Origin of the sequence: Flavobacterium sp. C3NV, assembly GCF_046825355.2 — a bacterium.
Lineage (GTDB): Bacteria > Bacteroidota > Bacteroidia > Flavobacteriales > Flavobacteriaceae > Flavobacterium.
The window spans coordinates 122,420-148,317 of record NZ_JBKQBJ020000009.1 but is presented as its reverse complement, the minus strand read 5'-3'; the positions used below and the strand labels follow the sequence as shown (position 1 = coordinate 148,317).

The window sequence follows — 25,898 nt, the reverse complement described above, 5'->3', positions numbered from 1 at the left end:
TTTAGTTTTAGACTTTAATTTTTAAAAGTTCTCAAAACGTTCTTGTGTTTTTCATTTTATAATAAGTTTCAGGAATTTTATAATCTCATGGTTTTTAAAAATTTTCCAATTAAATTTGTCTAATGAAGAAATTTCTCGCTTTATGCTGTTGTTTATTTTTAACAAGTTGCTTTGAAATAACAGAAAGAATCAAACACCACGACGATCAAAGTGGTGAATATACTCTCATGGTCGACTTTTCGAAATCCTGGTTTAAGACAAAATCAGCAATGTGGCTGGAAGAAGTCGATGGCGTAAAAATTCCTAACGAACAGGAAATCACCAAAAAACTGGAAGACTTTAAAACAAAAGCTTCAAAAATCGACGGAATTACAAATGTGACCACCAAGACTGATTTTGACAATTATGTTTTCATTATCAAACTCAATTATGCCAATCTAAAAGCATTGAATGCCGTTGTGAATACAATAAACAATCAGCGCGATCAGATTCACTTTAGCGGAAGCGAAAAAAATTTCGAAAGAATTGCTTCTTATCCGGTTCCCGAAAAAGTGGTTAAAGATCCTAAGAAAAAGAAAGATCTGGAAGCAGCTAATATTATTGCCATTTATACATTCGATAAAGATGTGCAGGCAGTACAAAACCCAAACAGTAAAATTTCGCAAAACAAAAAGACCGTATTTTTAAAACAAAGTATGTACAGCGTACTTAAAAAATCGGCTTTAATGAACAATTCAATCCAATTAACTCCCTGATTTATGAAGCATTTTTATACTTTATTTTTATTATTCGCCACGTATTTAACTTTTGGACAAATTAATAAAAGCGAATACGATTATTTTGTTCAGTTTAACGGAAACCAGCTTTCTAAAAAAGTAAGCGTTGCCGAAATCCTGAATCATCCTATCATAACGAAATACAGCGCTAAAAAGCCTGATTTAGATTTTACAAAATATACAGAGCTTATTCAGTTAGATCAAAAAATAACCATTCACGGAAAATTCTCAGATAGTATTCCGTATTATCAGGTTACAATTCCTGTAAAAAGCAAAGAAGCGGTCAAACAATTTATAATAAAGGAATTTGGGAATGGCTTAGCTGAAAATGTACAGATTCAGGATCTGGGTAAATATGCTGTTTTTAATGCAAGAGGCAAAAACAAAACATTTGCATGGAACGATAATTATCTGGTTATTCTGGAATTAACACAAAGACTTCCTTCGATGTTTTATACCACCGAAAATCAAACCGTTTGGCAAGATTCTGTTGCTGTTGATGAGGTTTACGAAGAAACAACCACGGAAGAACCTTCTATCATAATAGATGCGCCAATAAATGATGCTCCAATTGTGGTTGAAGAAGCTCCGGTTCCGTACAATGGGGAACAAGAGTATACTGCAAGCGCACCGTACACGATTCAGGAAGCTACTTTTAATCTGGAACAAACAGAAAAGCTGAATCAGATTATAAAATCATTATTCGAAAATGGATTTACTGCACCAAGTTCAGAAAAAATAAACGCTAATGCCGATATTTCGTCCTGGATCAATTATAGCGCCGCAATGACAAGTTTATATTCTATGTCCAATTATCCAATGGCCATTTTTGGAGGTTATGATAAATTTTTGCCTACGCAGAAAAGCTTTGGAAATTTTATAAAAGGTATTAATCTTGATTTTTATTTTGACAATAATAATGCGCGTGTAGAAGAAGTTGTCGAATATTCGCCGGAGCTTGCCGAAGTGGTGAGTAAAGTCACGAATAGAAAAATAAACAAGAATGTTTTTAATTATTTCCCTGCACAAAAGCCTTTGGGTTATATGTCGTATCATTTAAATACAAAGGCGGCGCTGGAAAATTTCCCGTCTCTAATGGCAGATATATTTCAAAGTCCAAAACTGGTAAAAGAGGATATTGCCGTTGTTACCGATTTAATTTCGACAATTGTTGATGAAGAAACTACCGCAACTCTTTTTGACGGTGATTTAAGCGCATTTTTATACGGTTTCAAGGACATTGAGGTTATGACCAAATCATACGAATACGATGAAAACTATGAAGAGAAAATAATCGATAAAAAGACCAAAAAATCAGTTCCGTTATTTTCTGTGATTTTTACTTCGACGCATCCTACTTTTGCTGATAAATTGATGCAGTTGGGGGTTCGTAAAAAAGTACTGGTACAAAAAGACAATTACTATGTTGTTACCGGAACCAAAGAATACGGAGATATCTTCATCAAAAAAGACAAAGATGTTATTGTAATAGCCAATACACTGGATTATTTTAATGCCGGTAATGGTACATTTTCTGGCGAAGCCAAAAAGGATTTGAAGAAAAACTATATGTTTGGAAAACTGAATATGGCCGAACTAATAAATGCATTTGGTAAATCTGGTGAAGCTAACCCTGCAGATTTAGGGAAATTCAGCAAGTTCTCGGAGCAATTTTCAGACATCACATTTGAATCTCCTAAAAAGTTAATCAACAATAAATTGGTTTTTGGATTTAAATTGAACTCGTTGAAATCTGGTAAAAATATCATTCTGCAAACTTTAGATTTAACTCAGGAATTAACCTCTAAATAGTTTTGAATTATAAAAAGCAAATCCCCGAAAGTTTTCAATTTTCGGGGATTTTTTTTATGTATTAAAGAGCATTTGATTATGTGATCGAAGCTGCATAAATTTCTTTGATGGTTTTGCCCAGTTTAGTATTAAAATCAGCATCAGACTGACCTGCTGAAAGACCTTCAGACAATGCTCGTGAGAAACTGGCAATCAAGCCGTGGTTTTGCGAAAGTTTATCATTGGCTTCATCCTGACCGTATCCGCCAGACAATGCCACAACACGCACCACATGCGGATCTGACATTAGTTCTTTGTAAAAATCATTCACAGTCGGGATAGACAATTTCAGCATTACTTTTACCTCTTTACCCAGTAAATCAAGCTGTTTTTTGATTTCTTCTTTTAGAATTTCTTCAGATTTTTCTTTATCAGCGCTGTAAATATCTACTTCAGGTTCGATAATCGGGATAAGTCCTTTTTCGAAAATTTGTAAACCTACCGCAAATTGTTGTTCGACTACTTCACGAATTCCAGTTGCATTGGCTTCTTTAATTACAGAACGCATCTTAGTGCCAAAAACATTTTTTTCTACAGCACGAGTCAATAATTCATCCAAATTAGCAATAGGCTTCATCAACTGTACGCCATTGGCAAGATCAGCAAGTCCTTTATCGACTTTTAAAAAGGGAACTATGTTTTTTCTCTCCCACAAATAGTCGGCTGTCCATTGTTCGTCGATTTTACGGTCCATAGTATTTTCGAACAAAATAGCGCCCAGAATATATTCGCGATCAAAGGCAGGACTTTTTATAATTCGAGTTCTCATTTCATGTACAAGAGTATACATTTCGTCGTCGGTTGTAAAACTGCTTTCCTGTACACCGTATTGCGCTAAGGCTTTTGGAGTGCTTCCGCCACTTTGATCCAGTGCAGCGATAAATCCTTTTCCGGAATGCATACGGTTTAGTTGCGCTATGTATCGTTCTCTATTTTTCATAATGTTTTGTTTTAAATTTAATGGCTATTACAAACCTATTTTCTGATTTACTTTATCATAAACCTCTTTTACTTTTTTTGGCGGATCAAATCGGTAACCTGCAGAAAGTTTTAAAGTAACAATATTATCATTCAATCGCGGACTGACCTTATCGTCCTGAGCAAAACTTGTAGCATTCATACTTGCAAAAGCAAAGAAACGATCGTTATTATACGCCAGTTTTAAATTGAAATCACCTTGATACAAAGCAGATGTGTCTCCGTTAATATCATTAATTCCAACACCTAAAGCAACTCCGGCACCGATTAAAACCCTATTACTAATTACAAAATTATAGAAATAGGATGGAGCTAAAGTAAAAACATAAATATCTCCGGGTGGTGTATCTAGAGTGTTTAAGTCTATATTGGTATAGTAAAATGAGAAAGTTGGAATAAAACTTCCGGAACTTTTGGTTTGCCATTCGTTTTGGCTCACCAATGTTTTAAAAGAGAATTTATCATTTAAAACATACGACGTTGAACCGCCAATTTTCATAGTACGCATATTCGGTAATTGTGCCGTTATATTATCATCACTGATATAAAACCCTTTTTGATTGATGTAAGTAAACGACTGCATCCATTTTTTATAATAAAAACGGGTATTGAAATTAAAATGCTTGGATTTTGAATCGCCTTTGTTGCCACCAAGAAATTTTGGTGCAAAACCGAGAGAAATATCAATGATTTTATAGTTTAGATTAAAACCAATCTGTTCTCTTCTATTGGGAGTAAGATTAAGAAATGTTTCTGAATTCTGAGTGCCTGAAGCAATCTGAAAACTATTAGAAGTGTCTAAATAATAAATACTGGTGGTAATATTATCATTGTACGATTTAAAATAGGGATTTTGCAGCGAATCGTTTTGGGCAAAACACCCAAAAACACTTCCAAAGAATACTATATAAATCAGTTTTAGATTCATTTTTTTGTTTCAATTAAAATCTATAGCTAATTTATGCATTTTAATTTTGATGATCTAAAATATGTCACCCCGATGGGGTTAAATAATGTACACTACTAAAAATCTATAAATATTTCATCCCCACGGATTTGATTTTTTTTGAAAAAAAGCTGTCTTTTACATTTTTAAAGCTCCAGTCGAGCAATTTACCCACATTGCCGGGTCTGAATTTGAGCTCCAGAGGAGCGATATATTTATAGAAAAAATTAGATGCACAGAATTTGAGCTTCAGAGGAGCGGAATATAATTATTTACAATCCCGAAAATCAAACATCATCAAATAAATATTCATTTTTAAATTCTACATTAAACAATTTTAAAAACTCAACATATTCTTCTTTAAACGTTTTTGTCTTATGATGTTCTTCTTGATTTTGGATATAATTAATAACATTTGTCAATTGAGAGTGACTATATGAGAAAGCACCAAATCCTGTTTGCCACTCAAATTTTCCATTAATCCACTTTTGATCATTTATGAATTTTGACGAATTTGCTTTTATATCCCGAACTAAATCAGATATAGATTTATCAGGTTTTATTCCGATCAAGATGTGGACATGATCAGGCATTCCGTTAATAGCAATTAGTTTCTGTTGCTTATTTGTGATGATTCCGGTGATAAATTTATAGATTTCATCTTTCCAAACTGTTGCGATTAAGTTTTGCCTGCCTTTTACCGCAAATACAATATGAATATATAATTGAGAATAGGTATTTGCCATAGTAAGTTTTGATTTATATGTCACCCCGCTGGGGTTCATTAAAATAAACCTATAGGTTTCTATAAATATATCGTCCCGCTGGGACTTTTCATTTTAAAAATTTCCAGACGAATGTTCTGATTTATACTTTTGCAAATATGCATCTGATTGAAACTTATAGCTTTTAATAGCTTCGGAGAAGCGCAATATTTATAGAAAAATATTAGTTATTACATTCGAGCTCCATCGGAGCGACATATTTATTTAATAATTTTTCAATAAAATAAATTTACAAAACCGCTATCAATAGATTACCACTATACGTTTTAATTGTATTAAATCCAGTCAACAGGATTTTCTAGCACATTCACTAATTTCTCTTCGTCACTTCCTGCTTCTGCATGATGATCGTAAACCCATTGCACGTGCGGAGGCAAACTCATCAAAATACTTTCGATTCTTCCGTTGGTTTTTAAACCAAATAAAGTGCCTTTGTCATGAACCAAATTAAATTCAACATAACGGCCACGACGGATTTCCTGCCAGTTTCTGTTTTCAGGAGTATATTCCAGGTTTTTTCTTCTTTCTACAATAGGAACATAAGCTTCTAGGAAACTATCGCCAACTTCGGTTACAAAACTGAACCAGTCTTCCATCGACATTTGTTCATTTGCTTTGCAATAATCAAAGAATAAACCGCCAATTCCGCGTGCTTCATTTCTGTGAGCATTCCAGAAATAAGCGTCGCACTGTTTTTTATATTTTGGATAAAACTCCGGATTGTGCTTATCGCAAGCTGTTTTACAGGTTTGATGAAAGTGTTTGGCATCTTCTTCAAACAAATAATAAGGCGTTAAATCCTGTCCGCCGCCAAACCATTGTTCGATTACTTTTCCTTGTTCGTCATACATTTCAAAATAACGCCAATTGGCATGAACGGTTGGCGTCATTGGATTCTTTGGATGTAAAACCAAACTTAATCCGCAGGCAAAAAAATCAGCTTCGCCAACACCAAACATTTTTTGCATGGCTTCCGGTAATTTTCCGTGAACGGCCGAAATGTTGACACCGCCTTTTTCAAAAACATTTCCGTTTTCAATAACTCTGGTTCTTCCGCCTCCGCCTTCAGGTCGTTTCCAAAGATCTTCACGGAATTTTGTAGTTCCGTCAACAGCTTCTAATCCGGCACAAATCTGGTCTTGTAGTTTTTGTATGTATGCGTAAAATTTATCTTTCATTATTCCAATTCTTTTTTGTTTCTCAAATAATCAATAGCATTTAATTTATTGACCACTTTCTTACCTGTTTTTCTTAAAATTTCAGTTAGTTATAATTTGTAACCCACTCATTCTACATGTTTTTAAGAAGTTTATGTTTTATTATATTCTGATTTAAGCAATCCGAAATAAACAGTATTCTGCAGTTCGCCGTCACCATTTCTAAATTCATCCCGCAAAATTCCTTCTTGTTTAAAATTATGTTTTAATGCAATACGTTGGCTTGCTAAATTAATTTCTGAAGTACAGATGAAAACCTTGTTCATCTTCAATTCGTTGAAACAAAAATCAAGTGCATCCACAACCATTTTTGATGTAATTCCTTTTCCCTGATAATCTTCATCAACAAAATAACCTAATTCACATTTCGAAATGCGGTAATCAATGGTTTTTACACACAAATAACCAATTAAATTGTGGGTTTGGATATCTCTTGCGTAAAAATAAAAACCTTCCTTGGTTTTTTCTTTATTACGACTGACTTCCAGAAAATCTTCTGCTTTTTTTAATGAATCGGAATTGGCCAGAGTTAGTGGGAAAGTTTTTCCAATATGATTACTGTTTTTATTTACTAAATTGTAAAATTCTTTAGGCAAAACATGTTCAATTCGGTCTATTCTCCAATCTGTAAAACTCATGTCTATTTGTTTTTAGCCGAGGCAATTTTAGTATTTATTCCAAAAGAAAAAACTTTGCTTTCTTTTTGGATATATTGGTAAATAGCAAGTGCTTTTCCTAAAAAATCAAATTGTTTTTCCTGCGACAATCCTATCAAAATATCTGCAAATTGTTCCTGTTGATTCCAGTCGAGATGACATTGTTGTAAGAGAAGAATTAGATCTTCTTCAGGGATTTCAATTGTTCTTTCCAGGCTTAAGCCAAAACTCTTTAGCTGTTCATCTATAAGACTCGTATCTTCGGCATTCCAAAATTTTGGAACAAAAATTAACGCATGCAAAGTTCTTAGAGTATTCTCTATTCTAATACTTTCTTCGTCTCTTAAACCTTTGTTGAGCATGATTTTTTATCTTTTATCCGATTTAAACTTCTGAGTGTAGGTTGTTTTGCTAAAAATGAGTTTCTCTTCCTGAAAAGTATCACTATTATTTCTTCCAAAACTTTTGATAGTTCTATAAATAAAATACAAAACCGGTAAAGAGTAGTATATAAAGCCCATAGATATTGGTACATATGGTTTTTCTATAAACAATCCGCTTGATTTTACAGTGTCAAAATACTTAGATTTTTCTAAAAATTCTTCTGTTAATCCAAATTGCGGAATTATACTATTTCCAAAACTAACTGCAAAAATCAAAAAGAAGTACAACATTGCTTTAGCAACAGATTTTCCTATTTGCATAGCCCGAATTTCCGGACTAACATCAGAAAAAGCAAAACGCATTCGGTTTAAAACCGTTAGCAAATAAATATATAAAATATTGGTATTAATGACAGAATGATGAAAAGCCAGTGCGAACAATCCGTACATCGGAAAAAACACAAAAAGCGACAATTTTTTAGGCATAACCGCCATAAAAACTCCTGAATGCACCATAATAAATTCGAAAGCCATTAGAATAGCCAAATCATTTATAAGACTTACCGGATGTTCTTCCGGATGCAGCCAAACCATCAAAAACACAGTCGCATAATACGCCTGAAATGCATATTCTACAAAAGAAAAGGGCGAGTTTCTGCTGAAGTTTAGGTTTGCGAACATCTAAGGTTTTTTTTAGTTTTCAGTCTCAGTCGCAATTTTCAGCTTAAAAGTAGACTGAAAACTGCGACTGAAAACCGAATACTCTATTTAGTTCCCGTATTCCTTCACCGCGTCAATAAACGCTTTTGCGTGGTCTACAGGGATATTTGGTAAAATTCCGTGACCTAAATTTACAACATATTTATCTTTTCCGAACTCGTCAATCATTTGGTGAACCATTTTTTTGATGGTAGGAATTGGAGAAAGCAATCTTGACGGATCGAAATTTCCTTGTAAAGTAATGTTTCCACCAGACAAATAACGCGCATTTCTAGGTGAACATGTCCAGTCTACGCCAAGTGCCGAAGCTCTACTTTTACCCATTTCGCCAAGAGCAAACCAACATCCTTTTCCGAAAACAATTACCGGAGCGTGATCTGCCAAAGCCTCAACGATTTGGTTGATGTATTTCCATGAAAATTCCTGGTAATCAACCGGAGAAAGCATTCCTCCCCAAGAATCAAAAATCTGAACGGCATCAACTCCCGCTTTTACTTTTTCTTTTAAGTATAAAATAGTTGTATCTGTAATTTTTTGTAATAATGTATGTGCTGCAGCAGGGTTTGAGAAAGCGAAACCTTTTGCAGTATCAAAACTTTTAGAACCTTTTCCTTCAACAGCATAACAGAAAATGGTCCAGGGCGAACCAGCGAAACCAATTAATGGTACTTCGTCGTTCAGCATTTCTTTAGTCAATTTAATGGCATCCATTACATACCCTAAAGTTTCCTGAATGTCCGGAACATAAACTCTGTGAACATCTGCCATTGAACGAATTGGATTTGGTACAAACGGACCAAAATTCTCTTTCATCAAAACTTCGATTCCCATTGCTTGCGGAACAACCAAAATATCTGAGAATAAAATTGCTGCATCCGGTGCAATTCTGCGAATAGGCTGAACTGTGATTTCTGCTGCTAATTCAGGAGTTTGGCATCTTGTGAAAAAATCATATTTATCACGTAAAGCGATAAATTCCGGTAAATATCTTCCGGCTTGACGCATCATCCATACTGGCGGACGTTGAACAGTTTCTCCTTTTAATGCTTTTAAAAATAGGTCGTTTTTTAACATTTTTTTGTTGCTTTAGGCTTTAAGCTTTAGGCTTTAAGCGTTGTTTTCTGTTTTATTATTTGCTTACGGCTTAAAGCCTAAAAGCGTATTGCTATATAAATTTTTGTGCTTGGCCTAAGGCTTAAAGCTTATTGCTGTATTCAGCAATTACATCTTCGATTACGTCTTCAACCGTTGGCTGATCTGCAATAATGATGTTTTTTGTAATTTTATGCAAAGCTTCTGCAGTGGTTTCTCCAATGCAAAAGCACTTTTCTTTCTTTATCGTGTTGTCTTTCAGATAACTTTCAACTCCGGAAGGACTAAAAAATAGTATTCCGTCAACAGTAGTTTTTATTTTCTGAGGCGTTAATGAAGTATCATAAACCTGAATTTCATTAAATTTCACATCAGCCTCTTTTAGAGCTTGTGGTAAAGTTTCTCTGCGAAGATTTCCGCTAAAAAAAGTATAGCTTTCAGTACGGTAAATCAAAGTGATGATTTCGGCTAAATCAGCTGCGTAACCGGTATACGCCACAACATTGAATCCGCTTTCTGATAAAAGAATTTTGGTTTTTAAGCCAACACAAAATACATTTTTACTTTTCAGTTGTTCAGATTTTGGATCAGCTAAAACACTGTGAACCGCATTCTGACTCGTGAAAATCAGATTTTCGTTGAGGTCTTTTAGTTCGAAAGGTTTGTTTTGGGTTTGAATAAAATCAGATTCGGTTACTTCAATATTGGCTTTTACCAATGCTTGTTTTTGTTCGCCCGACAGCTTTTTCGTAGATAATATTTGAATTGATTTTGCCATTATTTTTTTAAAGATTCTTTAATAGATGCCATCAATTCTGCTCCGCCATTATTTAAAATTTCCTGAGCAGCAAAGAAACCTAGTTTTTTCCATTCGGCAATATCAACCGTTTTATCGATTTCTAATTTTTGTTTTCCATCAACCGAAAGTAAAACGCCTTGAAAATGCAATGTGTCTTCATCTTCATTATATTTCACCAAAGCTCCGATTGGCGCGGTACAACCGCCTTCCAGCGTTCTTAAAAACTGACGTTCGATATAGGTACAAATCTCCGTTTCGATATGGTTCAATTGCGAAAGCGCATCCAGTGTATAATTGTCGTTCTCCATTGCTACAACGAGCATTGCGCCTTGTGCAGGTGCCGGAATCATCCAATCTAAATCTATAAAGTTTCCTGGTTTTAGGTTAATGCGCTCCAAACCTGCAGCAGCAAAAACAGCTCCGTCCCAGTTATTGTCTTCTAATTTTTGCATACGGGTATTTACATTTCCGCGTAAATCAACCACCGTATGATTTGGGTATTTATTAAACCATTGCGCCTGACGACGTAAACTTCCGGTAGCAATAGTACTTGGATTAGCAAAATCAGGATTTCCTTTATGAACTAAGATATCCAAAACATTGGCTCTTTCTAAAACTGCCGCCTGAACAATTCCTTTTGGTAAAGCTGTTGGAACATCTTTCATAGAATGAACCGCAATATCAATACTGCCATTAATCATAGCAATATCTAAAGTTTTAGTGAAAATTCCGGTGATTCCGAGTTCGTAAAGAGGTTTGTCAAGAATAATATCGCCTGTAGATTTTACTGCAACAATTTCGGTTTTATAACCTAAATCATTTAGTTTTTTTTCGACAGTATGTGCTTGCCAAAGTGCTAGTTCGCTATCGCGAGTTCCAATTCTGATTGTTTTTTCAGCCATTTTTTACTGTTTTTCCACCATATAAGTTATATAAGTAAATTTAAGCAATGCGTAAACAACTATAATTAAATGAACTTATATAACTTATATGGTGAAAGGAGTTTATGTTTTTAAGATGCTTTTATTTTAAAGACTTTTTCGATCCATTCGATGCTTTCATCCACCATGGTATCGTCGTCTTTTAAGTGATTGGCAAAATGAGTAGTGATTTTCTGGATGATTCTGTTACTGATGATTTCAGCCTGAGCTTCATTAAAATCTGCAATTTTTCTGCTTTGAAAATCTAATTCCGAAACTTTAATAGCATTCAGTTTTTCTTTTAAAGCATTTATAGTTGGAGCAAATTTTCTTCCTTTTGTCCAGGTAACAAATTCCTCTTTTACTTCTTCGATAATCGCTTCGGCAGCAGGAATATGTAATTTTCTGTTTTCAAGAGTTTCATCTGTCAATTGGGACAAATAATCCATGTGAATCAAAGTTACACCTTCTAATTCCTCTACGTTTTCGTTTACGTTTTTAGGAATTGATAAATCTAAAATCAATAAAGGTTTTTTTAGATTCAAAATGGCTTTGTCAACCGTTGGGTTTTGAGCACCTGTAGCGACAACCACTACATCCGCTTTTTGAAGTTCTAAGTGTAACTCCGAATAATCTTTAACAATCAAATTTAGTTTTCCGGCCAATTTCTCAGCTTTATCTTTCGTTCTGTTTATTAAAGTAATATGTTCGTTTTTGGTATGTTTTACAAGATTTTCGCAAGTATTTCTTCCGATTTTTCCTGTTCCAAAAAGTAAGATATTTTTATTGCCAACATCTTCTACATTTTTAAGAATGTATTGTACCGATGCAAAAGAAACCGAAGTTGCGCCTGAACTAATTTCAGTTTCGTTTTTGATCTTTTTGCTGGCCTGAATTACCGCGTTTACCAATCTTTCTAAGAAAGCATTTGCTAAGTTCATAGATTTAGAATGGGCAAAACTGGTTTTAATTTGAGATATAATTTCAAAATCGCCTAGAATCTGACTGTCTAAGCCAGTTCCTACACGAAACATATGATTAATAGCTTCCTGATTTTTGTAAACAAAACCAACTTTCTGAAAAGCATCAACAGAACCGTTGCTGTTATCACAAATTAGTTTTATCAATTGAAATGGATGTTCTGCAAAACCGTAAATCTCGGTTCTGTTGCAGGTCGAAGTGACAATCAAACTTTCAATTCCTTCTTCTTTAGCCTGTTCCAGCAAACGCGTTTTTGCAATTGCATCCAAACTAAATTTACCTCTTACCTCAGCATCAGCTTTTTTATAACTCAGACCAACTGAGTAAAAATAAAGATGTTTAGGTACGTTATTGTTTTCCATAAATTCACTTTCATAAAAGTGCAACAAAATTATCACTATAGTCTTTATAAAAGTAACGCTCAAAGTACTTTTTGTATCGCTGCGTGATTTTTTGTTTCTAAACGACTGTTTTTATGCAAAAAGAAGTATTTTTGTAGCAAAATCAATTGATTAGAAATGTTTTGTTTAGAGTGATTCTAAATAAGAAACTACGGTTATTTTGATTTTTGTACTAAAAAAATATCGCTATGAGTTCTCAGGAAATTATTAAAATTGAAGACGACTTTACGCTTATTCGTTTTCAAAATGACAGTTCAGAACCTTTTTTCGGACAACACGAAGTAGGTAGTGGCCTGATACAGTTTCATTTCGGGATAAAAGGGAATGCCAAATTCTTGTTCAATCAGGGCAGTTATGCTTTAGATTTAAAAGAAGAAAAATCGTTGCTTTTATACAATCCGCAGAAAGAATTACCATTGAATTTAGAGTTGGCTCCAAATTCCTGGGTAATTTCTGTGATTGTTTCGATTAAGAAATTTCACGCGTTGTTTTCTGCAGAAGCAGACTATATTACTTTTTTAAGTCCGGATAATAAGGACAAAAAGTATTATAACGAAGGAAATATCAGTCCGTCTATGGCGATTGTTTTGAGTCAACTATTTCACTATAACTTACATCCGTCGATAAAAAACCTTTATTATAAAGGAAAAGGATACGAATTACTGAGTTTGTATTTTAACAGAACAGGAGATCCAAACGCAGAACAATGTCCGTTTTTGATTGATGAAGATAACGTGCTGAAAATCCGAAAAGCAAAAGAAATTATCATCGCCAATATGGCCGAACCGCCTGGATTACAAGAACTGGCAGATGAAATTGGTTTGAATTTGAAGAAGCTGAAAATGGGTTTCAAACAAATTTACGGCGATACGGTTTATGGATTTCTATTCGATTATAAAATGGATTTCGCCCGAAAACTACTCGACAGCGGATCTTATAATGTAAACGAAGTAGGGTTGAAAATAGGCTACAGCACCGGAAGTCACTTTATAGCGGCATTCAAGAAAAAGTTTGCTACAACTCCAAAGAAGTATTTGATGTCAATTAATACGAATGTTTAGAGTTTTATCAAACACTAATTTCACGAATTAGCACGAATCAATTATCTGCGAAAACCTGTTTAACCCGTTTAATCCGTGTGCCAATAGCTAGCAAATTGATTTTGTATATTCAACAATAAATAAATAATAATAATTATCATATTTCTAAAAAGTTGCAAGTTCTACTTTTGACGAAATTTTTAAAAACAAATTAAATGCTTAAAGCCTAGAGCTTAAAGCCTAAAGCAAAGAATAAATGAAAGGCGTATTATTAGTAAACTTAGGATCTCCAGAAAGTCCGGAACCAAAAGATGTAAAACCGTATTTAGACGAATTTTTAATGGATAAATACGTGATAGATGTTCCGTATTTATTAAGAGCTTTGTTGGTTCGTGGAATTATTTTAAGAAAAAGACCGGAAGAATCAGCACACGCGTACAAAAAAATCTGGTGGGAAGAAGGTTCTCCTTTGGTAGTCCTTTCTGAAAGAATGCAGAAAAAAGTACAACCTCTGGTAAATGTTCCGGTAGCACTTTCTATGCGTTACGGAAGTATGACAATCGAAAAAGGACTTCAGGAATTGCACGATAAAGGCGTTACAGAAGTATTGCTTTTCCCTTTGTATCCGCAATACGCAATGGCTTCGACTTTGACTATTTTAGTGAAAGCAGAAGAAATCCGTAAAAAGAAATTTCCACAAATGACTTTTACTGATGTTCCTGCGTTTTACAACAAACCGGATTACATCAAGAATTTGGCCGATTCGATTCAGAAACACCTAGTGGGATTTGATTACGATCATTTATTGTTTTCATATCACGGAATCCCGGAACGTCATATTCGTAAAACCGATGTAACGAAATCGCACTGTAAAATCGATGGTTCTTGTTGTAACACGCCTTCACCGGCACACGATTTCTGTTACCGTCACCAATGTTACGAAACTACAAGACAAGTCGTGAAATTATTAGGACTTCCTGAAGATAAATACAGCCTGACATTTCAGTCACGTTTAGCGGGTGATAAATGGTTAGAACCTTATACTGATGTTGAAATCGATAAAATGCCAGGAAAAGGAATCAGGAATCTTGCAGTTGTAACACCAGCTTTCGTATCTGATTGTTTAGAAACTCTTGAGGAAATCGCCATGCGCGCCAAAGAAGATTTCGAGAAAAATGGAGGAGATAAATTCTTAGCAATCCCATGTTTGAATGACGATGACGAATGGTGCGAAACTGTTGGGAATTGGATTAACGAATGGGCTAAATAATTAGAAAATAGAGTAAAGAGTAAAGAAGAAAGATTGTTGCATGAAAATCAACTTTAAAAAAACTTGAAACCTTAAACTTGAAACAAATAATAATGGAGTATTATAACTATCTGAAATCGCTGCATCTTATTTTTGTAATAACCTGGTTTGCGGGTTTGTTTTACATTGTGCGTTTGTTTGTTTACCAAATCGAAGCCAATGAAAAACCTTCACCTGAAAAAGAGATTTTACAAGCGCAATACAAAATAATGACCTACCGTTTGTGGTACATTATTACGTGGCCATCAGCAATTTTGGCGAGTATTTTTGCTTTTTGGATGTTGTTTTTTACAGACTTAGGACAAGCCTGGCTTAAAATGCCATGGATGCATGTAAAGTTGGCTTTCGTGTTCTTGTTGTATTTGTACCATTTAAAATGCCATCAAATTTTCAGGCAATTACAAAATAACGAGGTAAAATATTCCAACAATTTTATGCGTTTATGGAATGAAGGTGCCACGATTATACTTTTTGCAGTGGTTTTTTTAGTAATTTTAAAAAGTGCCATCAACTGGATTTTCGGTGTTATCGGAATCATTTTATTTTCGGTTTTAATAATGCTGGGTTTCCGATTTTATAAAAGAATAAGAGAAAGAAAATAGTTTTCAGTCGCAGTCACAGTTTTCAGTTTATGCTGATACTGAGACTAAAAACTGAGACTGAATACTAAAAATATATGCTGAACAACTTCAAAATGTCGATGCTTTCATTGCGTGTCAGGATTTTCCTTTCGATGATTGTATTGATAGTTGTAGCATCGTTTTTATTGGCTTCCATTTCGATTATTCAATTTAAAAATGAGGCCAAAGAATACCATCAGGAACGTCTGGAGCGCAAAGAAAATGCGGTAAAAGAACACATCAATTATGTGCTTTCTACTACAACTTATCCTTTAAAAACAGGAAATCTGGACCTTATTTTTAAAGATAAAATCCACGAACTGGCTCAGATTCACAAAATTGAAATCAATATTTACAGCCTTGACGGGAAATTACTAAAATCATCAAAAGAATCTTTTGCGGTTGATAAAGTAGCGCCGCCAATTCCGGAATATATCCTGAAATTAGTGCGTTCTTCGATCGAAAAGCGTTTTGTAGATATTAAAACCATCGACGGAGTTAAGAACAGATCTTCTTATAGTTTAATCAAAGACGAAAAATTCAAACCACTTGGAATTTTAAATCTTCCGTATTTAGAAGACGACGGTTATTATGATAACGAATTGAATACCTTTCTGATTCGTTTAAGTCAGGTCTATTCTTTTATGCTGGTTGTGGCATTTGCTTTGGCGTATTTTCTTTCGACTTATATCACAAAATCACTAAAAACCATTTCAGATCGTTTAGAAGAAACCAATTTGGATCAGAAAAACGAGAAAATCGTATTAGAAGCCAATAGCAAGGAAGTGAACTTCCTGATAAAGGCGTATAACGGAATGGTCGATAAGTTGGAAACCAGTGCGATAAAATTAGCGCAAAGCGAACGTGAAGAAGCCTGGCGAGAAATGGCAAAACAAGTCGCACACGAAATTAAAAATCCGCTTACGCCAATGCGTTTAACGGTGCAAAGCTTTCAGCGCAAGTTTGATCCAACGGCACCGGATGTAAAGCAGAAATTAAACGATTATTCCGAAACTTTAATTCAGCAAATAGATACGATGACAGCCGTCGCTTCGGCATTTTCGAATTTTGCCTCGATGCCGGCGCAGCAAAACGAAACCTTAAATGTAGTTGAGGTTGTTGAATTGGCCTTGGATATTTTCAACGAAGATTATATTGTTTTCGAAAGCGAAGAAGAGGAAATCATCTCAAAAATGGACCGTACACAATTGATTCGTGTGATTACCAATCTCGTTAAAAATGCCACGCAGGCTATTCCGGAAAGTCAGTTTCATAAATCTATTGTTGTAACGGTAAAACGCAGAGACAATAATGTAGAGATTGCTGTAAAAGACAACGGAATCGGAATCCAGAAACAAGATACAAGCCGAATTTTCGAACCAAAATTCACTACCAAAACCAGCGGAATGGGACTAGGTCTAGGAATTATAAAAAACATTATCGAAAATTACAAAGGAACAATTACCTTTGAATCAACATACGGAAAAGGAACCACATTCAGAGTTTCTTTACCCATTACAAACTCATAAACTAACCGTCATGAACTACGAAAATCTTTTAATCTCGATTGAAGACAAAATTGCAACCGTAACCATTAATAGACCTACAAAGTTAAATGCTTTGAACAAAGCGACAATCAGCGATTTGAGTAAAGCCATTAAATTATTAGGCAAAAACGATGATGTCCGAGTAATTATACTAACAGGATTTGGCGAAAAAGCGTTCGTTGCCGGAGCTGATATCTCAGAATTTGCCAATTATACGATTATCGAAGGCGCACAATTAGCCGCCGAAGGACAAGAATCGCTTTTTGATTATATCGAAAACCTAAAGAAACCCGTAATTGCTGCCGTAAACGGTTTTGCTCTTGGTGGCGGATTAGAATTAGCAATGGCATGTCACTTTAGAGTAGCATCAGATAATGCCAAAATGGGATTGCCGGAAGTAACTTTAGGATTAATTCCAGGTTATGGCGGAACGCAGCGTTTGCCACAATTAGTAGGTAAAGGCCGCGCAATGGAAATGATCATGACAGCAGCCATGATTTCTGCCGAAGAAGCCAAACAATACGGTTTAGTAAATCACGTAGTGCCACAAGTTGAATTATTGGACTTTACTAAAGTAATTGCTCAAAAAATCATAAAAAATGCTCCGTTTGCGATTAGTAAAGCAATAAAAGCAATCAATGCCAATTATAAAGACGGTAAAGACGGCTTCGAAACCGAAATAAAATCATTCGGAAAGTGTTTCGGAACTCAGGATTTTAAAGAAGGAACGATAGCATTTTTAGAAAAACGTAAAGCTGAATTTACAGGAAAATAATTCTTAACCGCAAAGTTCGCAAGGGTTTACGCAAGGTTCGCAAAGTTTTTTAATTTTTTTGTGCCCTTTGCGTAAATCTTAGCGAACTTTGCGGTTAAATATAGACAAAGGTTTTAAAAACTTCGAACCTTAGCATCTCAGAACCTTAGAACCTTAAAAAAATGTACGAACCAATATTCGCTCTTTTTTGCGAACGCGTCAAAGAAAGCATCAAAGCCGGAACTTTTGCCAAACTAACCCTTGCAAAAACAATCGGTGATACCGAGATTAAAAACATCTATTTCCGTTTGGCAATAAACGAAGACAATACCTATTCGATCGCCTTAACAACCCGTTACAAAACCGAAGAAATCGAAAGTACACACACTTTAGACGAGGCTTTATTGGTTTTGGGAACCTACATCAAAAATCCGTTTTTGACCGCTTTGTTGTTTACCACAGATAATGACGTAACGTTTAAGGTAAACAAGAAAAACGCAGGAAGTATTATCGAGCAAGAACCAACGTTTAAAAACGCTTCGCCGGTAATGTTAGAAATGATCGAGAAGGGAATTGTTTAATAATGAAGGGATTGGTTTTTAGGAGCTAATCCCGCTATTCGTTCCAATCTTTTGTGCCGAACCCCGGCACAAAAGGATTTCCACTTCTATCGGGGCTAAAAACCGACGTTGATGAAACTTTTGCATCATAAAGTATAACGCCTAGTTTGTCAGGCTGAGCGAAGTCGAAGCCCTGTTTTGTTATAATTCATTTCTGTGAGCATAACCGCATTTTTGTCATCCCGAGGAACGAGGGATCTTCAGGAGTAGCTCGACAAAGTAAAATTCGTTGCGTTAGTTTCTTGTGGAGATCCCTCGTTCCTCGGGATGACAAAAATGAGCAGAGTTCTCTGTGAAATAACATTAAACCAGCTTCACAAACAAATTAGAAGCAATTTTATTCGAAATAGACAATTCACGACCATCTATTTTAATCTTAACAGATAAATCAAAAGATTCTTTAGATAAAAGTTCAATTTGAGAACCCAAAGCAATTTCCTGCTTATCCAGATATTTCAGGAATTCAGATGAAGTATCTTTTACACCCACGCAAATTCCGGTTTGGTTCTCTGTTAATTCAGAAAGCAAGTGTTTCTCGATCTTAACAATTCTTCCATTTGCATCAGGAATAGGATCACCATGCGGATCTTCGGTAGGATTTCCCAGAAAATCATCCAAACGATTAATCAATTGTTCAGATTTGATGTGTTCCAGTTGTTCTGCAATATCATGAACCTCATCCCAGGAAAAATTCAGTTTTTCAACCAAAAATACTTCCCATAAACGATGTTTTCGAACAATCATTTTAGCGGCGAGTTTACCATTTTCGGTCAAAGAAACACCCTGGTATTTTTTATAATTTACTAAATCCTTCTCAGAAAGCTTTTTAAGCATATCCGTAACCGATGAAGCTTTAGTCTCCATCATTTCCGCAATAGCGTTCGTGCTTACTTCTGAATCGTTAGAAGTAGTAAGATGATATATCGATTTTAGATAGTTTTCTTCTGAGAAAGTCATTTTTTTTCTAAGTTTCTAAGTTTCTGAGATACTAAGTTTCTAAGCTAAGAATCTTTAAGAAAAAATCTTAGCAACTTAGTATCTCAGAAGCTTTATTTAACAATCAACAAAGGTATTGAAATTTTATGTCTCAATTTGTCTACGGTTGTACCAAATAAAATATCTTTTAATCCAGTGTGGCCGTGGGTTCCCATGACTAAAATATCAAAACTTCCTGCATTAATAATCTTCGGAATCACGGTGTTAGGTTTTCCAAAACCAAGTTCTGTTTCGATCCTGAAGCCCTTCTGCGAAAGCATCTCTTTATATTCTAATAATAATTTTTCGTCGATGGTAGTTTCGTGATCGTCAACATGGCCGCCGTACATTAAGGCGCCAACCGTTTCTACAATATGAATTAAGGTGTATTGCGCATCGATTCCGCCCAATTCGAACGCATTGTTAAGTGCAGCTTCATCGGCTTTAGAAAAATCGACTGAAATGGCTATGTTTTTCTTGCCGTAACTTTCTTTTGGTGTATAAACCAATTTTAAATGATGAGGCGAATGGTTCTCGATATTCGATTTTGCTCTTGCGATAAAAGGTTTTGCAATGATATACAATAGCAAAGCAAGAAAGGCAAAGGCAAGCGGAACCACGGTAAACCACAGAATTATTGGATGACTTGAATTGTCTAGCCAGGAAGTAATTTCATCGTAAACCAATTTTGCATTTAGCGAAACGATAATCAGAGCAATAATCCAGGCTGCAATTTGAGTCGTTCTTGAAATATGAAAACCTTTCATTTTAGATTTATCACTCACAAAGTGAATCAACGGAATAATCGCAAATCCTAATTGTAAACTCAAAATCACCTGACTCAGAATCAGTAATTTTCCTGTTACGCCATCTCCATAAATTAAAATTACGACAACGGCCGGAACAATGGCAATCAAACGGGTAATGATTCGGCGAACCCAAGGCTGAATCCTTAAATTTAAATATCCTTCCATTACAATTTGTCCGGCCAAAGTTCCTGTTACGGTCGAACTTTGTCCTGCGGCAATTAAGGCGACTGCAAATAAAATAGGCGCCCATTTTGTTCCCAACAAAGGTTCCAGAAATTGATGCGCATCCTGAATTTCGGCAACTTCAAACATTCCGTTTTTGTAAAATGTGGCTGCAGCCAAAATTAAAATGGCAGCGTTTACAAAAAAGGCAAGGTTCAAGGCAATTGTCGAATCGATAAGATTGTATTTCAGAGCCTGTTTAATTCCGGCCGGAGTTCGGTCGAATTTTCGGGTTTGAACTAGAGAAGAATGCAGATATAAGTTGTGAGGCATTACCGTTGCTCCAATAATCCCGATAGCGATATACAAAGCAGCAGAATTAGGCATTGACGGAATAAGTCCGTAAAAAACTTTATCCAGTTCCGGTTCTGCAAAGATCATTTCGAAAATGAAAGAAAAACCAATGATGGCAACTAATACAATAATAAAAGCCTCCATTTTTCGGATTCCTTTATTGATTAAGAAGAGCAATAAGAAAGTATCTAAAACGGTGATCAAAACACCTTCGATCAGCGGAATATCAAAAAGTAGGTTGATACCAATCGCCATTCCTAATACTTCGGCCAGATCACAAGCCGCAATGGCGATTTCGGCCAGAAAATATAAAATATAGTTGATGAATTTCGAATACGTTTCTCTCGAAGCCTGTGCTAAATCACGTTGCGTTACAATTCCGAGTCGGGCACTTAAGCTTTGAAGGAGTAAAGCCATTAAGTTACTCATTAGCAAAACCCAAAGTAGGGAATACCCAAATTGGCTACCTCCGGCAATATCTGTTGCCCAGTTTCCGGGATCCATGTATCCTACACTTACTAAATATGCCGGGCCTAAAAAGGCTAATATTTTTCTGAAACCTGTTTTTTTATGCTGTGTCGCGACCGATTGGTGAACTTCTTCTAAAGATTTACCCATTGTAAAAATGTTGTTTGAACAAATATATAGAAAAATTATATTCGCGCAACAATATTTTTAGACAAGTCTAAATCTTAATTGTTAGAATTTAAACAATTCGGACATAATCCTGACAATGTAAAGTTTATGTCGTTTACTTTATAGTTATGCGGAATGATATAACTAGGTTTTACATTTTCGAGACAAGTAATTTCTAAACACTTTTCGCAGCTAAAATGAGCATGATTATGTATGTGTACGCGCTGGGCATGATGATGGCATTTTGCATACTTAACCGTTCCGTCAAGATTTACAATTTTATGAATAATATCATCATTTACTAATCGCTCTAGAATTCTATAAATCGTAACGCGATCACATAAATCTCCCGTTTGTTTTTGAATTTCGGCGTGAGAAAGCGCAGTTTTAGATTTGCCAAAAATCTCTAAAACGGCCGTCTTTGCTGCTGTATTTCTTGTTGTTTTCATTTTTATGAAATTAAAAATATTATCGCAACATGGTTGCAATTAAAATAAATTGATATATTTGCAACAAAATTGCATTAAGCAAATGTACTGAAAATGAAGAAATCCACCACACCTTTTTACGATATTTTAGGAATTTCAAGTGCAACCATTTGTTTGGTTCATTGTCTGGTTTTTCCGCTCTTAACGATTTTGCCTTTAGGCTTAAGTCATAATCCAATTATAGATTTGATTTTTGCGACTCTGGGATTATTTGCAATTATCAAAATTATAAATAAATCCAGTCTTTTAATCTCTACAGTACTTATTATTTCGATGGCGCTCATCTGGATCAGTGTTTTGGCGGAACTTTTTCTGGACATTCATCTGGATCTAATTTTTATTGGAGGCATCGGAATGATCATTGGGCATCTATTAAATTATAAAATGCATAAAAATAACACTCACTAAATATACAACTATGATACACAATAATACATACGACGTCATCATTATCGGTGGTAGTTATAGCGGACTTTCGGCTGCAATGAGCTTGGGGCGTTCTTTACGTCAGGTTTTGGTTATCGATAGTGGCTTGCCTTGCAACAGACAAACGCCACATTCGCACAATTTTATCACACACGATGGTGAGGAACCCGCTGTAATTTCGGCGAAAGCCAAAACTCAGGTAGACTTTTACGATACAGTTAAATTTTATAACGGGCTTGCGATCAGCGCGATTAAAACAAAATCCGGCTTTGAAATCGAAACCCAGTCCGGAAAAATCTTTACTTCAAAAAAAATATTGTTCGCAACTGGCGTAAAAGATTTACTGCCGGAGATTCCGGGTTTTGCTGAATGTTGGGGAATTTCAGTTTTGCATTGCCCGTATTGTCACGGCTATGAAGTGAAAAAAGAAAAAACCGCAATCGTAGCCAATGGCGATATGGGTTTTGAATTTTCTAAAATGATATCAAACTGGACAAAAAATTTGAGATTGATTACCAACGGAAAATCAACTCTAACTGCAGAGCAAACACAAATTCTTAAAAATCATAAAGTTGAGATCATCGAAGATGAAATCGAAAGTTTAGAACATCAAAACGGAAATGTTCAGCAGATTATCTTCAAAAATCAAACTAAAACTACGGTTAAAGCGATTTATTTTAAAGCTCCTTTTGAACAGCATTGTCCTTTGCCGAAATCTTTAGGCTGCGAACTGACTGAAATTGGTTTGTTGAAAGTAGATGCTTTACAGAAAACAACAATTCCGGGCGTTTTTGCAAGTGGGGACTGCCATATTCAGGCAAGATCTGTTGCGATGGCGGTTTCTTCCGGATCTTTTGCCGGAGCAATGATCAATAAGGAAATTATTGATGAGGAATTTGTTTAGACATCTTTTTTTAAACACATAGAAACATAGTTATTGCAACTGCTTAAAAAAGGCGTTTCACTTTTGCATCAATTCACATAGTTTGGCTATGTTTTAGAAGCTGTCATCTTTATTGATTTTTTTGCATAGCCCCTAGCTTCAGCTAGGGGAAGTAAGATTGAATTGGAAAATGGCTTTAGCCAAATTATAGGTTTGGTCAAAGTCTTTTTTGCTTTTCGTTTATATTTCATACCGTATTTTTCCGCTAACATCAAAATATAACATATTGACATGATAAAAGTTATAAATTTCTAAATTTTAAATAGTTGTTTATCAAATTTAATTTTTAGTTTTGTCTAAATTTAATTTTACAACAATGAAAAAACTATTTTTGATATTGCTTTTGTTTGGTTTGCAGATTTCGTTCGCACAAGAAACTTCTACTATTTCGGGATATATTTCGGGCGAAGGCCATAAATTACAGTTGGTGAATGTTCAGTTAACAGGAACAAAACACAAAACAGTTACAGATAGTTTAGGATATTATAAATTAGAAAATGTTGCAGTTGGAAATTATACGATTCAAGTTTCTCAAGTAGGTTTTCAAACTATAAAGAAGAAAATAGAAGTTATTAAAGATTCGATTCAATCTTATGATTTTGAATTAACCGATAACGAAAATCAGCTGAACGAAGTTGTAGTTTCCGGAACTTTAAAAGCCGTGAAACGATTAGAAAGTGCTGTTCCGGTTGAGGTTTATTCGCCGGTTTTCTTCAAAAAGAATCCAACTCCAAGTATTTACGAAGCACTTCAAAACATCAATGGTGTTCGGCCACAGCTCAATTGTGGTGTTTGTAACACGGGTGATATTCACATTAACGGATTGGAAGGGCCGTATACTTTGGTTTTGATTGACGGAATGCCCATTGTGAGTAGTCTTTCAACCGTTTATGGATTATCCGGAATTCCGAATTCTCTGGTCGAAAGAATTGAAATCGTAAAAGGTCCGGCTTCTTCTTTGTACGGAAGTGAAGCTGTGGGAGGATTAATCAATATTATTACTAAAAATCCAACGAATGCGCCTTTGTTTTCGGCAGATGTTTTCACGACTTCGTATTTAGAAACCAATGTCGATTTGGGAATGAAATTTAATCCCACCAAAAAAGCAACAACACTTTTAGGAATCAATTACTTCGATTACAATCAGGTTGTCGATAAAGACAAAGACGGTTTTACAGATGTGACGCTTTCGCAAAGAATTTCGATTTTTAATAAATGGAATTTTCAAAGGGAAAATAACCGTTTGTTTAGTATCGCAGCACGCGGAATGTATGAAGATCGCTGGGGTGGAGATGTGCGTTGGGATAAAAAATACCGTGGCGGCGACGAAATTTACGGAGAAAGCATATATACCAAAAGAGGCGAATTGATAGGAAGTTATCAATTGCCATTCGAAGAAAAATTAATGCTTTCCTTTTCCGGAAACGTGCATTATCAGGACAGTCGTTATGGAACAACATCTTATATCGCAAATCAGAAAATAGGTTTTCTTCAGCTAACCTGGGATAAAAAGATTGGACGAAATGATTTCCTTGCCGGAATCGCCACCCGATATTCGTATTACGATGACAACACAACCGCTACAAAAGAAGCCGAAAGTACCTGGTTACCTGGAATTTTTGTTCAGGATGAAATTACGCTTTCGCCGAAAAGTCAGGTTTTGTTAGGGATGCGTTACGATTACAATTCGATTCACGGTTCGATTTATACGCCAAGAGTAGCTTACAGATGGAAAACGAATGAAAATACGATTTTCCGTTTGAATGCCGGAACCGGATTTCGTGTCGTAAATTTATTTACTGAAGATCACGCAGCGCTTACGGGGTCAAGAGATGTGGTGATAAAAAGTGATTTGAAACCGGAACGATCTGTAAATGCAAATCTGAATTATATTCAGAAGATCAATTTTGCAAACGGGACTTTTATCGGGATCGAAACTACGGCTTTTTATACCCGCTTCAGTAACAAGATTATATCTGATTATGAAACTGATCCTAATAAAATTATTTACGACAATATCAATGGATATGCAATAAGCCAGGGAATCAGCACTAATGTTGATTTGAATTTCACAAACGGATTAAAGTTCATTTTGGGAGCCACGGTTTTAGATAATAAAAATGTTCAGGACGGAATTTCGGAAAGACCTTTTTTAACTGAGAATTTCACTGCAACCTGGAGTGTATCCTACAAAATAGAACCGTGGAATTTGTTACTCGATTATACCGGAAATGTGTACAGCCCCATGAAGTTGCCTTTGTTGAGTGATTTAGATCCGAGAGATCCCAACTCGCCTTGGTATAGCATTCAGAATATTCAGTTTACGTATTTTGGATGGAAGAATTTTGAATTGTATGGTGGAGTAAAAAATCTATTGAACTTTACACCAAAACGAAATAATCCGTTTTTGATTTCAAGAACCAATGATCCTTTCGATAAAAATGTACAATACGATGCTGCCGGAAAAGTGTTGGTAACACCGGATAACCCCTATGGTTTGACTTTTGATACGACTTATGTTTACGGGCAAAACCAAACAATTCGTGGATTTTTTGGATTGCGATATACTTTGAGGTAATACTTTATATTAATTTTAAACACATAGAAACATAGTTTTTGAAACTGCTGAAAAGACGTTTCACTTGACATCAATGCACATAGCTATGTGAATAAGCTCGCTTTCTTTGATGTTCTAAACAAGCAAAAGAAG

25 protein-coding genes are annotated in these 25,898 nt (G+C 35.2%); 11 read left to right on the top strand and 14 right to left on the bottom strand.

Annotated elements, in window-relative coordinates:
- Positions 1 to 122 precede the first annotated feature (122 nt).
- A complete protein-coding gene (locus tag ACIDC4_RS14600) occupies positions 123 to 755 on the top strand; it encodes a hypothetical protein (protein ID WP_412044832.1) in 633 nt (210 codons plus the stop codon).
- A gap of 3 nt (positions 756 to 758) precedes the next feature.
- Entirely contained in the window at positions 759 to 2,588 is a 1,830-nt protein-coding gene (locus ACIDC4_RS14595) for a hypothetical protein (RefSeq protein ID WP_412044831.1), read from the top strand.
- Positions 2,589 to 2,664: 76 nt separating this feature from the next.
- Here ACIDC4_RS14595 and ACIDC4_RS14590 read toward each other — a convergent pair whose 3' ends face one another.
- From ACIDC4_RS14590 to hemA, 11 genes are all read right to left on the bottom strand, one after another.
- Complete coding sequence (locus ACIDC4_RS14590; protein ID WP_412044830.1) at positions 2,665 to 3,567, bottom strand: fructose bisphosphate aldolase; 903 nt, start codon at positions 3,565 to 3,567, stop codon at positions 2,665 to 2,667.
- Positions 3,568 to 3,594: 27 nt separating this feature from the next.
- Positions 3,595 to 4,533 carry a DUF4421 family protein gene (locus ACIDC4_RS14585; RefSeq protein WP_412044829.1) on the bottom strand — a complete coding sequence of 313 codons (939 nt, stop codon included), beginning with the start codon at positions 4,531 to 4,533 and terminating at the stop codon, positions 3,595 to 3,597.
- A 305-nt stretch (positions 4,534 to 4,838) separates the two neighbouring features.
- Positions 4,839 to 5,297, bottom strand: a complete 459-nt coding sequence (gene tnpA / locus ACIDC4_RS14580; RefSeq protein WP_412044828.1) for an IS200/IS605 family transposase — start codon at positions 5,295 to 5,297, stop codon at positions 4,839 to 4,841.
- 314 nt (positions 5,298 to 5,611) lie between these two features.
- A complete protein-coding gene (gene hemF / locus ACIDC4_RS14575) occupies positions 5,612 to 6,514 on the bottom strand; it encodes an oxygen-dependent coproporphyrinogen oxidase (protein ID WP_412044827.1) in 903 nt (300 codons plus the stop codon).
- A gap of 131 nt (positions 6,515 to 6,645) precedes the next feature.
- The gene (locus ACIDC4_RS14570; RefSeq protein ID WP_412044826.1) at positions 6,646 to 7,191 is read right to left on the bottom strand and encodes a GNAT family N-acetyltransferase; all 546 of its coding nucleotides are present in this window, start codon (positions 7,189 to 7,191) and stop codon (positions 6,646 to 6,648) included.
- Between the two features lie 2 nt (positions 7,192 to 7,193).
- Positions 7,194 to 7,571 (bottom strand): hypothetical protein, encoded by a 378-nt coding sequence (locus ACIDC4_RS14565; protein WP_230033941.1) that lies wholly within the window; start codon positions 7,569 to 7,571, stop codon positions 7,194 to 7,196.
- Positions 7,572 to 7,577: 6 nt separating this feature from the next.
- A complete protein-coding gene (locus ACIDC4_RS14560; protein ID WP_412044825.1) occupies positions 7,578 to 8,273 on the bottom strand; it encodes a hypothetical protein in 696 nt (231 codons plus the stop codon).
- Positions 8,274 to 8,360: 87 nt separating this feature from the next.
- Entirely contained in the window at positions 8,361 to 9,386 is a 1,026-nt protein-coding gene (gene hemE, locus ACIDC4_RS14555) for a uroporphyrinogen decarboxylase (protein ID WP_230033937.1), read from the bottom strand.
- Between the two features lie 121 nt (positions 9,387 to 9,507).
- Entirely contained in the window at positions 9,508 to 10,182 is a 675-nt protein-coding gene (locus tag ACIDC4_RS14550; RefSeq protein WP_412044824.1) for a uroporphyrinogen-III synthase, read from the bottom strand.
- A complete protein-coding gene (gene hemC / locus ACIDC4_RS14545) occupies positions 10,182 to 11,105 on the bottom strand; it encodes a hydroxymethylbilane synthase (protein ID WP_412044823.1) in 924 nt (307 codons plus the stop codon). The genes ACIDC4_RS14550 and hemC overlap by 1 nt, the downstream gene beginning before the upstream one ends.
- A gap of 110 nt (positions 11,106 to 11,215) precedes the next feature.
- Positions 11,216 to 12,466 carry a glutamyl-tRNA reductase gene (gene hemA / locus ACIDC4_RS14540; protein ID WP_412044822.1) on the bottom strand — a complete coding sequence of 417 codons (1,251 nt, stop codon included), beginning with the start codon at positions 12,464 to 12,466 and terminating at the stop codon, positions 11,216 to 11,218.
- Between the two features lie 227 nt (positions 12,467 to 12,693).
- On the opposite strand from hemA, the gene ACIDC4_RS14535 reads away from it, so the two are divergent.
- The 6 genes from ACIDC4_RS14535 (at position 12,694) to ACIDC4_RS14510 (ending at position 18,356) form a co-directional block, all read left to right on the top strand.
- On the top strand, positions 12,694 to 13,566 hold the full coding sequence (locus tag ACIDC4_RS14535; protein ID WP_412044821.1) for a helix-turn-helix domain-containing protein: 873 nt from the start codon (positions 12,694 to 12,696) through the stop codon (positions 13,564 to 13,566).
- A gap of 235 nt (positions 13,567 to 13,801) precedes the next feature.
- Entirely contained in the window at positions 13,802 to 14,815 is a 1,014-nt protein-coding gene (gene hemH, locus ACIDC4_RS14530) for a ferrochelatase (RefSeq protein WP_412044820.1), read from the top strand.
- Positions 14,816 to 14,907: 92 nt separating this feature from the next.
- Positions 14,908 to 15,456, top strand: coding sequence for a CopD family protein (locus ACIDC4_RS14525; RefSeq protein WP_230033927.1), 549 nt, complete (start codon positions 14,908 to 14,910; stop codon positions 15,454 to 15,456).
- A gap of 131 nt (positions 15,457 to 15,587) precedes the next feature.
- Positions 15,588 to 17,003: an ATP-binding protein gene (locus ACIDC4_RS14520; RefSeq protein WP_230040871.1), complete on the top strand. Its 1,416-nt coding sequence runs from the start codon at positions 15,588 to 15,590 to the stop codon at positions 17,001 to 17,003.
- Between the two features lie 10 nt (positions 17,004 to 17,013).
- Complete coding sequence (locus ACIDC4_RS14515) at positions 17,014 to 17,796, top strand: enoyl-CoA hydratase/isomerase family protein (protein ID WP_412044819.1); 783 nt, start codon at positions 17,014 to 17,016, stop codon at positions 17,794 to 17,796.
- A 161-nt stretch (positions 17,797 to 17,957) separates the two neighbouring features.
- Positions 17,958 to 18,356: a hypothetical protein gene (locus ACIDC4_RS14510; RefSeq protein WP_055094364.1), complete on the top strand. Its 399-nt coding sequence runs from the start codon at positions 17,958 to 17,960 to the stop codon at positions 18,354 to 18,356.
- Positions 18,357 to 18,698: 342 nt separating this feature from the next.
- Here the strand turns inward: ACIDC4_RS14510 and ACIDC4_RS14505 are convergent, their stop codons facing one another.
- From ACIDC4_RS14505 to ACIDC4_RS14495, 3 genes are all read right to left on the bottom strand, one after another.
- Positions 18,699 to 19,352: a metal-dependent transcriptional regulator gene (locus ACIDC4_RS14505; protein ID WP_412044818.1), complete on the bottom strand. Its 654-nt coding sequence runs from the start codon at positions 19,350 to 19,352 to the stop codon at positions 18,699 to 18,701.
- Between the two features lie 92 nt (positions 19,353 to 19,444).
- Entirely contained in the window at positions 19,445 to 21,313 is a 1,869-nt protein-coding gene (locus tag ACIDC4_RS14500; RefSeq protein WP_412044817.1) for an Nramp family divalent metal transporter, read from the bottom strand.
- Between the two features lie 74 nt (positions 21,314 to 21,387).
- Entirely contained in the window at positions 21,388 to 21,780 is a 393-nt protein-coding gene (locus ACIDC4_RS14495; RefSeq protein WP_065451869.1) for a Fur family transcriptional regulator, read from the bottom strand.
- A 93-nt stretch (positions 21,781 to 21,873) separates the two neighbouring features.
- Between ACIDC4_RS14495 and ACIDC4_RS14490 the strand changes: the two genes are divergently transcribed.
- From ACIDC4_RS14490 to ACIDC4_RS14480, 3 genes are all read left to right on the top strand, one after another.
- Positions 21,874 to 22,227 (top strand): MerC family mercury resistance protein, encoded by a 354-nt coding sequence (locus ACIDC4_RS14490; RefSeq protein ID WP_412044816.1) that lies wholly within the window; start codon positions 21,874 to 21,876, stop codon positions 22,225 to 22,227.
- 10 nt (positions 22,228 to 22,237) lie between these two features.
- Complete coding sequence (locus ACIDC4_RS14485) at positions 22,238 to 23,149, top strand: NAD(P)/FAD-dependent oxidoreductase (protein WP_412044815.1); 912 nt, start codon at positions 22,238 to 22,240, stop codon at positions 23,147 to 23,149.
- A gap of 355 nt (positions 23,150 to 23,504) precedes the next feature.
- Entirely contained in the window at positions 23,505 to 25,766 is a 2,262-nt protein-coding gene (locus tag ACIDC4_RS14480; RefSeq protein WP_412044814.1) for a TonB-dependent receptor, read from the top strand.
- Positions 25,767 to 25,898 lie beyond the last annotated feature (132 nt).

What these genes read in the sequence shown, in the direction of transcription:
- ACIDC4_RS14600 (WP_412044832.1), top strand. Translation starts at nt 123, where the DNA reads ATGAAGAAATTTCTCGCTTTATGCTGTTGTTTATTTTTAACAAGTTGC.
- ACIDC4_RS14595 (WP_412044831.1), top strand. Translation starts at nt 759, where the DNA reads ATGAAGCATTTTTATACTTTATTTTTATTATTCGCCACGTATTTAACT.
- ACIDC4_RS14590 (WP_412044830.1), bottom strand. Translation starts at nt 3,567, where the DNA reads ATGAAAAATAGAGAACGATACATAGCGCAACTAAACCGTATGCATTCC.
- ACIDC4_RS14585 (WP_412044829.1), bottom strand. Translation starts at nt 4,533, where the DNA reads ATGAATCTAAAACTGATTTATATAGTATTCTTTGGAAGTGTTTTTGGG.
- tnpA (WP_412044828.1), bottom strand. Translation starts at nt 5,297, where the DNA reads ATGGCAAATACCTATTCTCAATTATATATTCATATTGTATTTGCGGTA.
- hemF (WP_412044827.1), bottom strand. Translation starts at nt 6,514, where the DNA reads ATGAAAGATAAATTTTACGCATACATACAAAAACTACAAGACCAGATT.
- ACIDC4_RS14570 (WP_412044826.1), bottom strand. Translation starts at nt 7,191, where the DNA reads ATGAGTTTTACAGATTGGAGAATAGACCGAATTGAACATGTTTTGCCT.
- ACIDC4_RS14565 (WP_230033941.1), bottom strand. Translation starts at nt 7,571, where the DNA reads ATGCTCAACAAAGGTTTAAGAGACGAAGAAAGTATTAGAATAGAGAAT.
- ACIDC4_RS14560 (WP_412044825.1), bottom strand. Translation starts at nt 8,273, where the DNA reads ATGTTCGCAAACCTAAACTTCAGCAGAAACTCGCCCTTTTCTTTTGTA.
- hemE (WP_230033937.1), bottom strand. Translation starts at nt 9,386, where the DNA reads ATGTTAAAAAACGACCTATTTTTAAAAGCATTAAAAGGAGAAACTGTT.
- ACIDC4_RS14550 (WP_412044824.1), bottom strand. Translation starts at nt 10,182, where the DNA reads ATGGCAAAATCAATTCAAATATTATCTACGAAAAAGCTGTCGGGCGAA.
- hemC (WP_412044823.1), bottom strand. Translation starts at nt 11,105, where the DNA reads ATGGCTGAAAAAACAATCAGAATTGGAACTCGCGATAGCGAACTAGCA.
- hemA (WP_412044822.1), bottom strand. Translation starts at nt 12,466, where the DNA reads ATGGAAAACAATAACGTACCTAAACATCTTTATTTTTACTCAGTTGGT.
- ACIDC4_RS14535 (WP_412044821.1), top strand. Translation starts at nt 12,694, where the DNA reads ATGAGTTCTCAGGAAATTATTAAAATTGAAGACGACTTTACGCTTATT.
- hemH (WP_412044820.1), top strand. Translation starts at nt 13,802, where the DNA reads ATGAAAGGCGTATTATTAGTAAACTTAGGATCTCCAGAAAGTCCGGAA.
- ACIDC4_RS14525 (WP_230033927.1), top strand. Translation starts at nt 14,908, where the DNA reads ATGGAGTATTATAACTATCTGAAATCGCTGCATCTTATTTTTGTAATA.
- ACIDC4_RS14520 (WP_230040871.1), top strand. Translation starts at nt 15,588, where the DNA reads ATGATTGTATTGATAGTTGTAGCATCGTTTTTATTGGCTTCCATTTCG.
- ACIDC4_RS14515 (WP_412044819.1), top strand. Translation starts at nt 17,014, where the DNA reads ATGAACTACGAAAATCTTTTAATCTCGATTGAAGACAAAATTGCAACC.
- ACIDC4_RS14510 (WP_055094364.1), top strand. Translation starts at nt 17,958, where the DNA reads ATGTACGAACCAATATTCGCTCTTTTTTGCGAACGCGTCAAAGAAAGC.
- ACIDC4_RS14505 (WP_412044818.1), bottom strand. Translation starts at nt 19,352, where the DNA reads ATGACTTTCTCAGAAGAAAACTATCTAAAATCGATATATCATCTTACT.
- ACIDC4_RS14500 (WP_412044817.1), bottom strand. Translation starts at nt 21,313, where the DNA reads ATGGGTAAATCTTTAGAAGAAGTTCACCAATCGGTCGCGACACAGCAT.
- ACIDC4_RS14495 (WP_065451869.1), bottom strand. Translation starts at nt 21,780, where the DNA reads ATGAAAACAACAAGAAATACAGCAGCAAAGACGGCCGTTTTAGAGATT.
- ACIDC4_RS14490 (WP_412044816.1), top strand. Translation starts at nt 21,874, where the DNA reads ATGAAGAAATCCACCACACCTTTTTACGATATTTTAGGAATTTCAAGT.
- ACIDC4_RS14485 (WP_412044815.1), top strand. Translation starts at nt 22,238, where the DNA reads ATGATACACAATAATACATACGACGTCATCATTATCGGTGGTAGTTAT.
- ACIDC4_RS14480 (WP_412044814.1), top strand. Translation starts at nt 23,505, where the DNA reads ATGAAAAAACTATTTTTGATATTGCTTTTGTTTGGTTTGCAGATTTCG.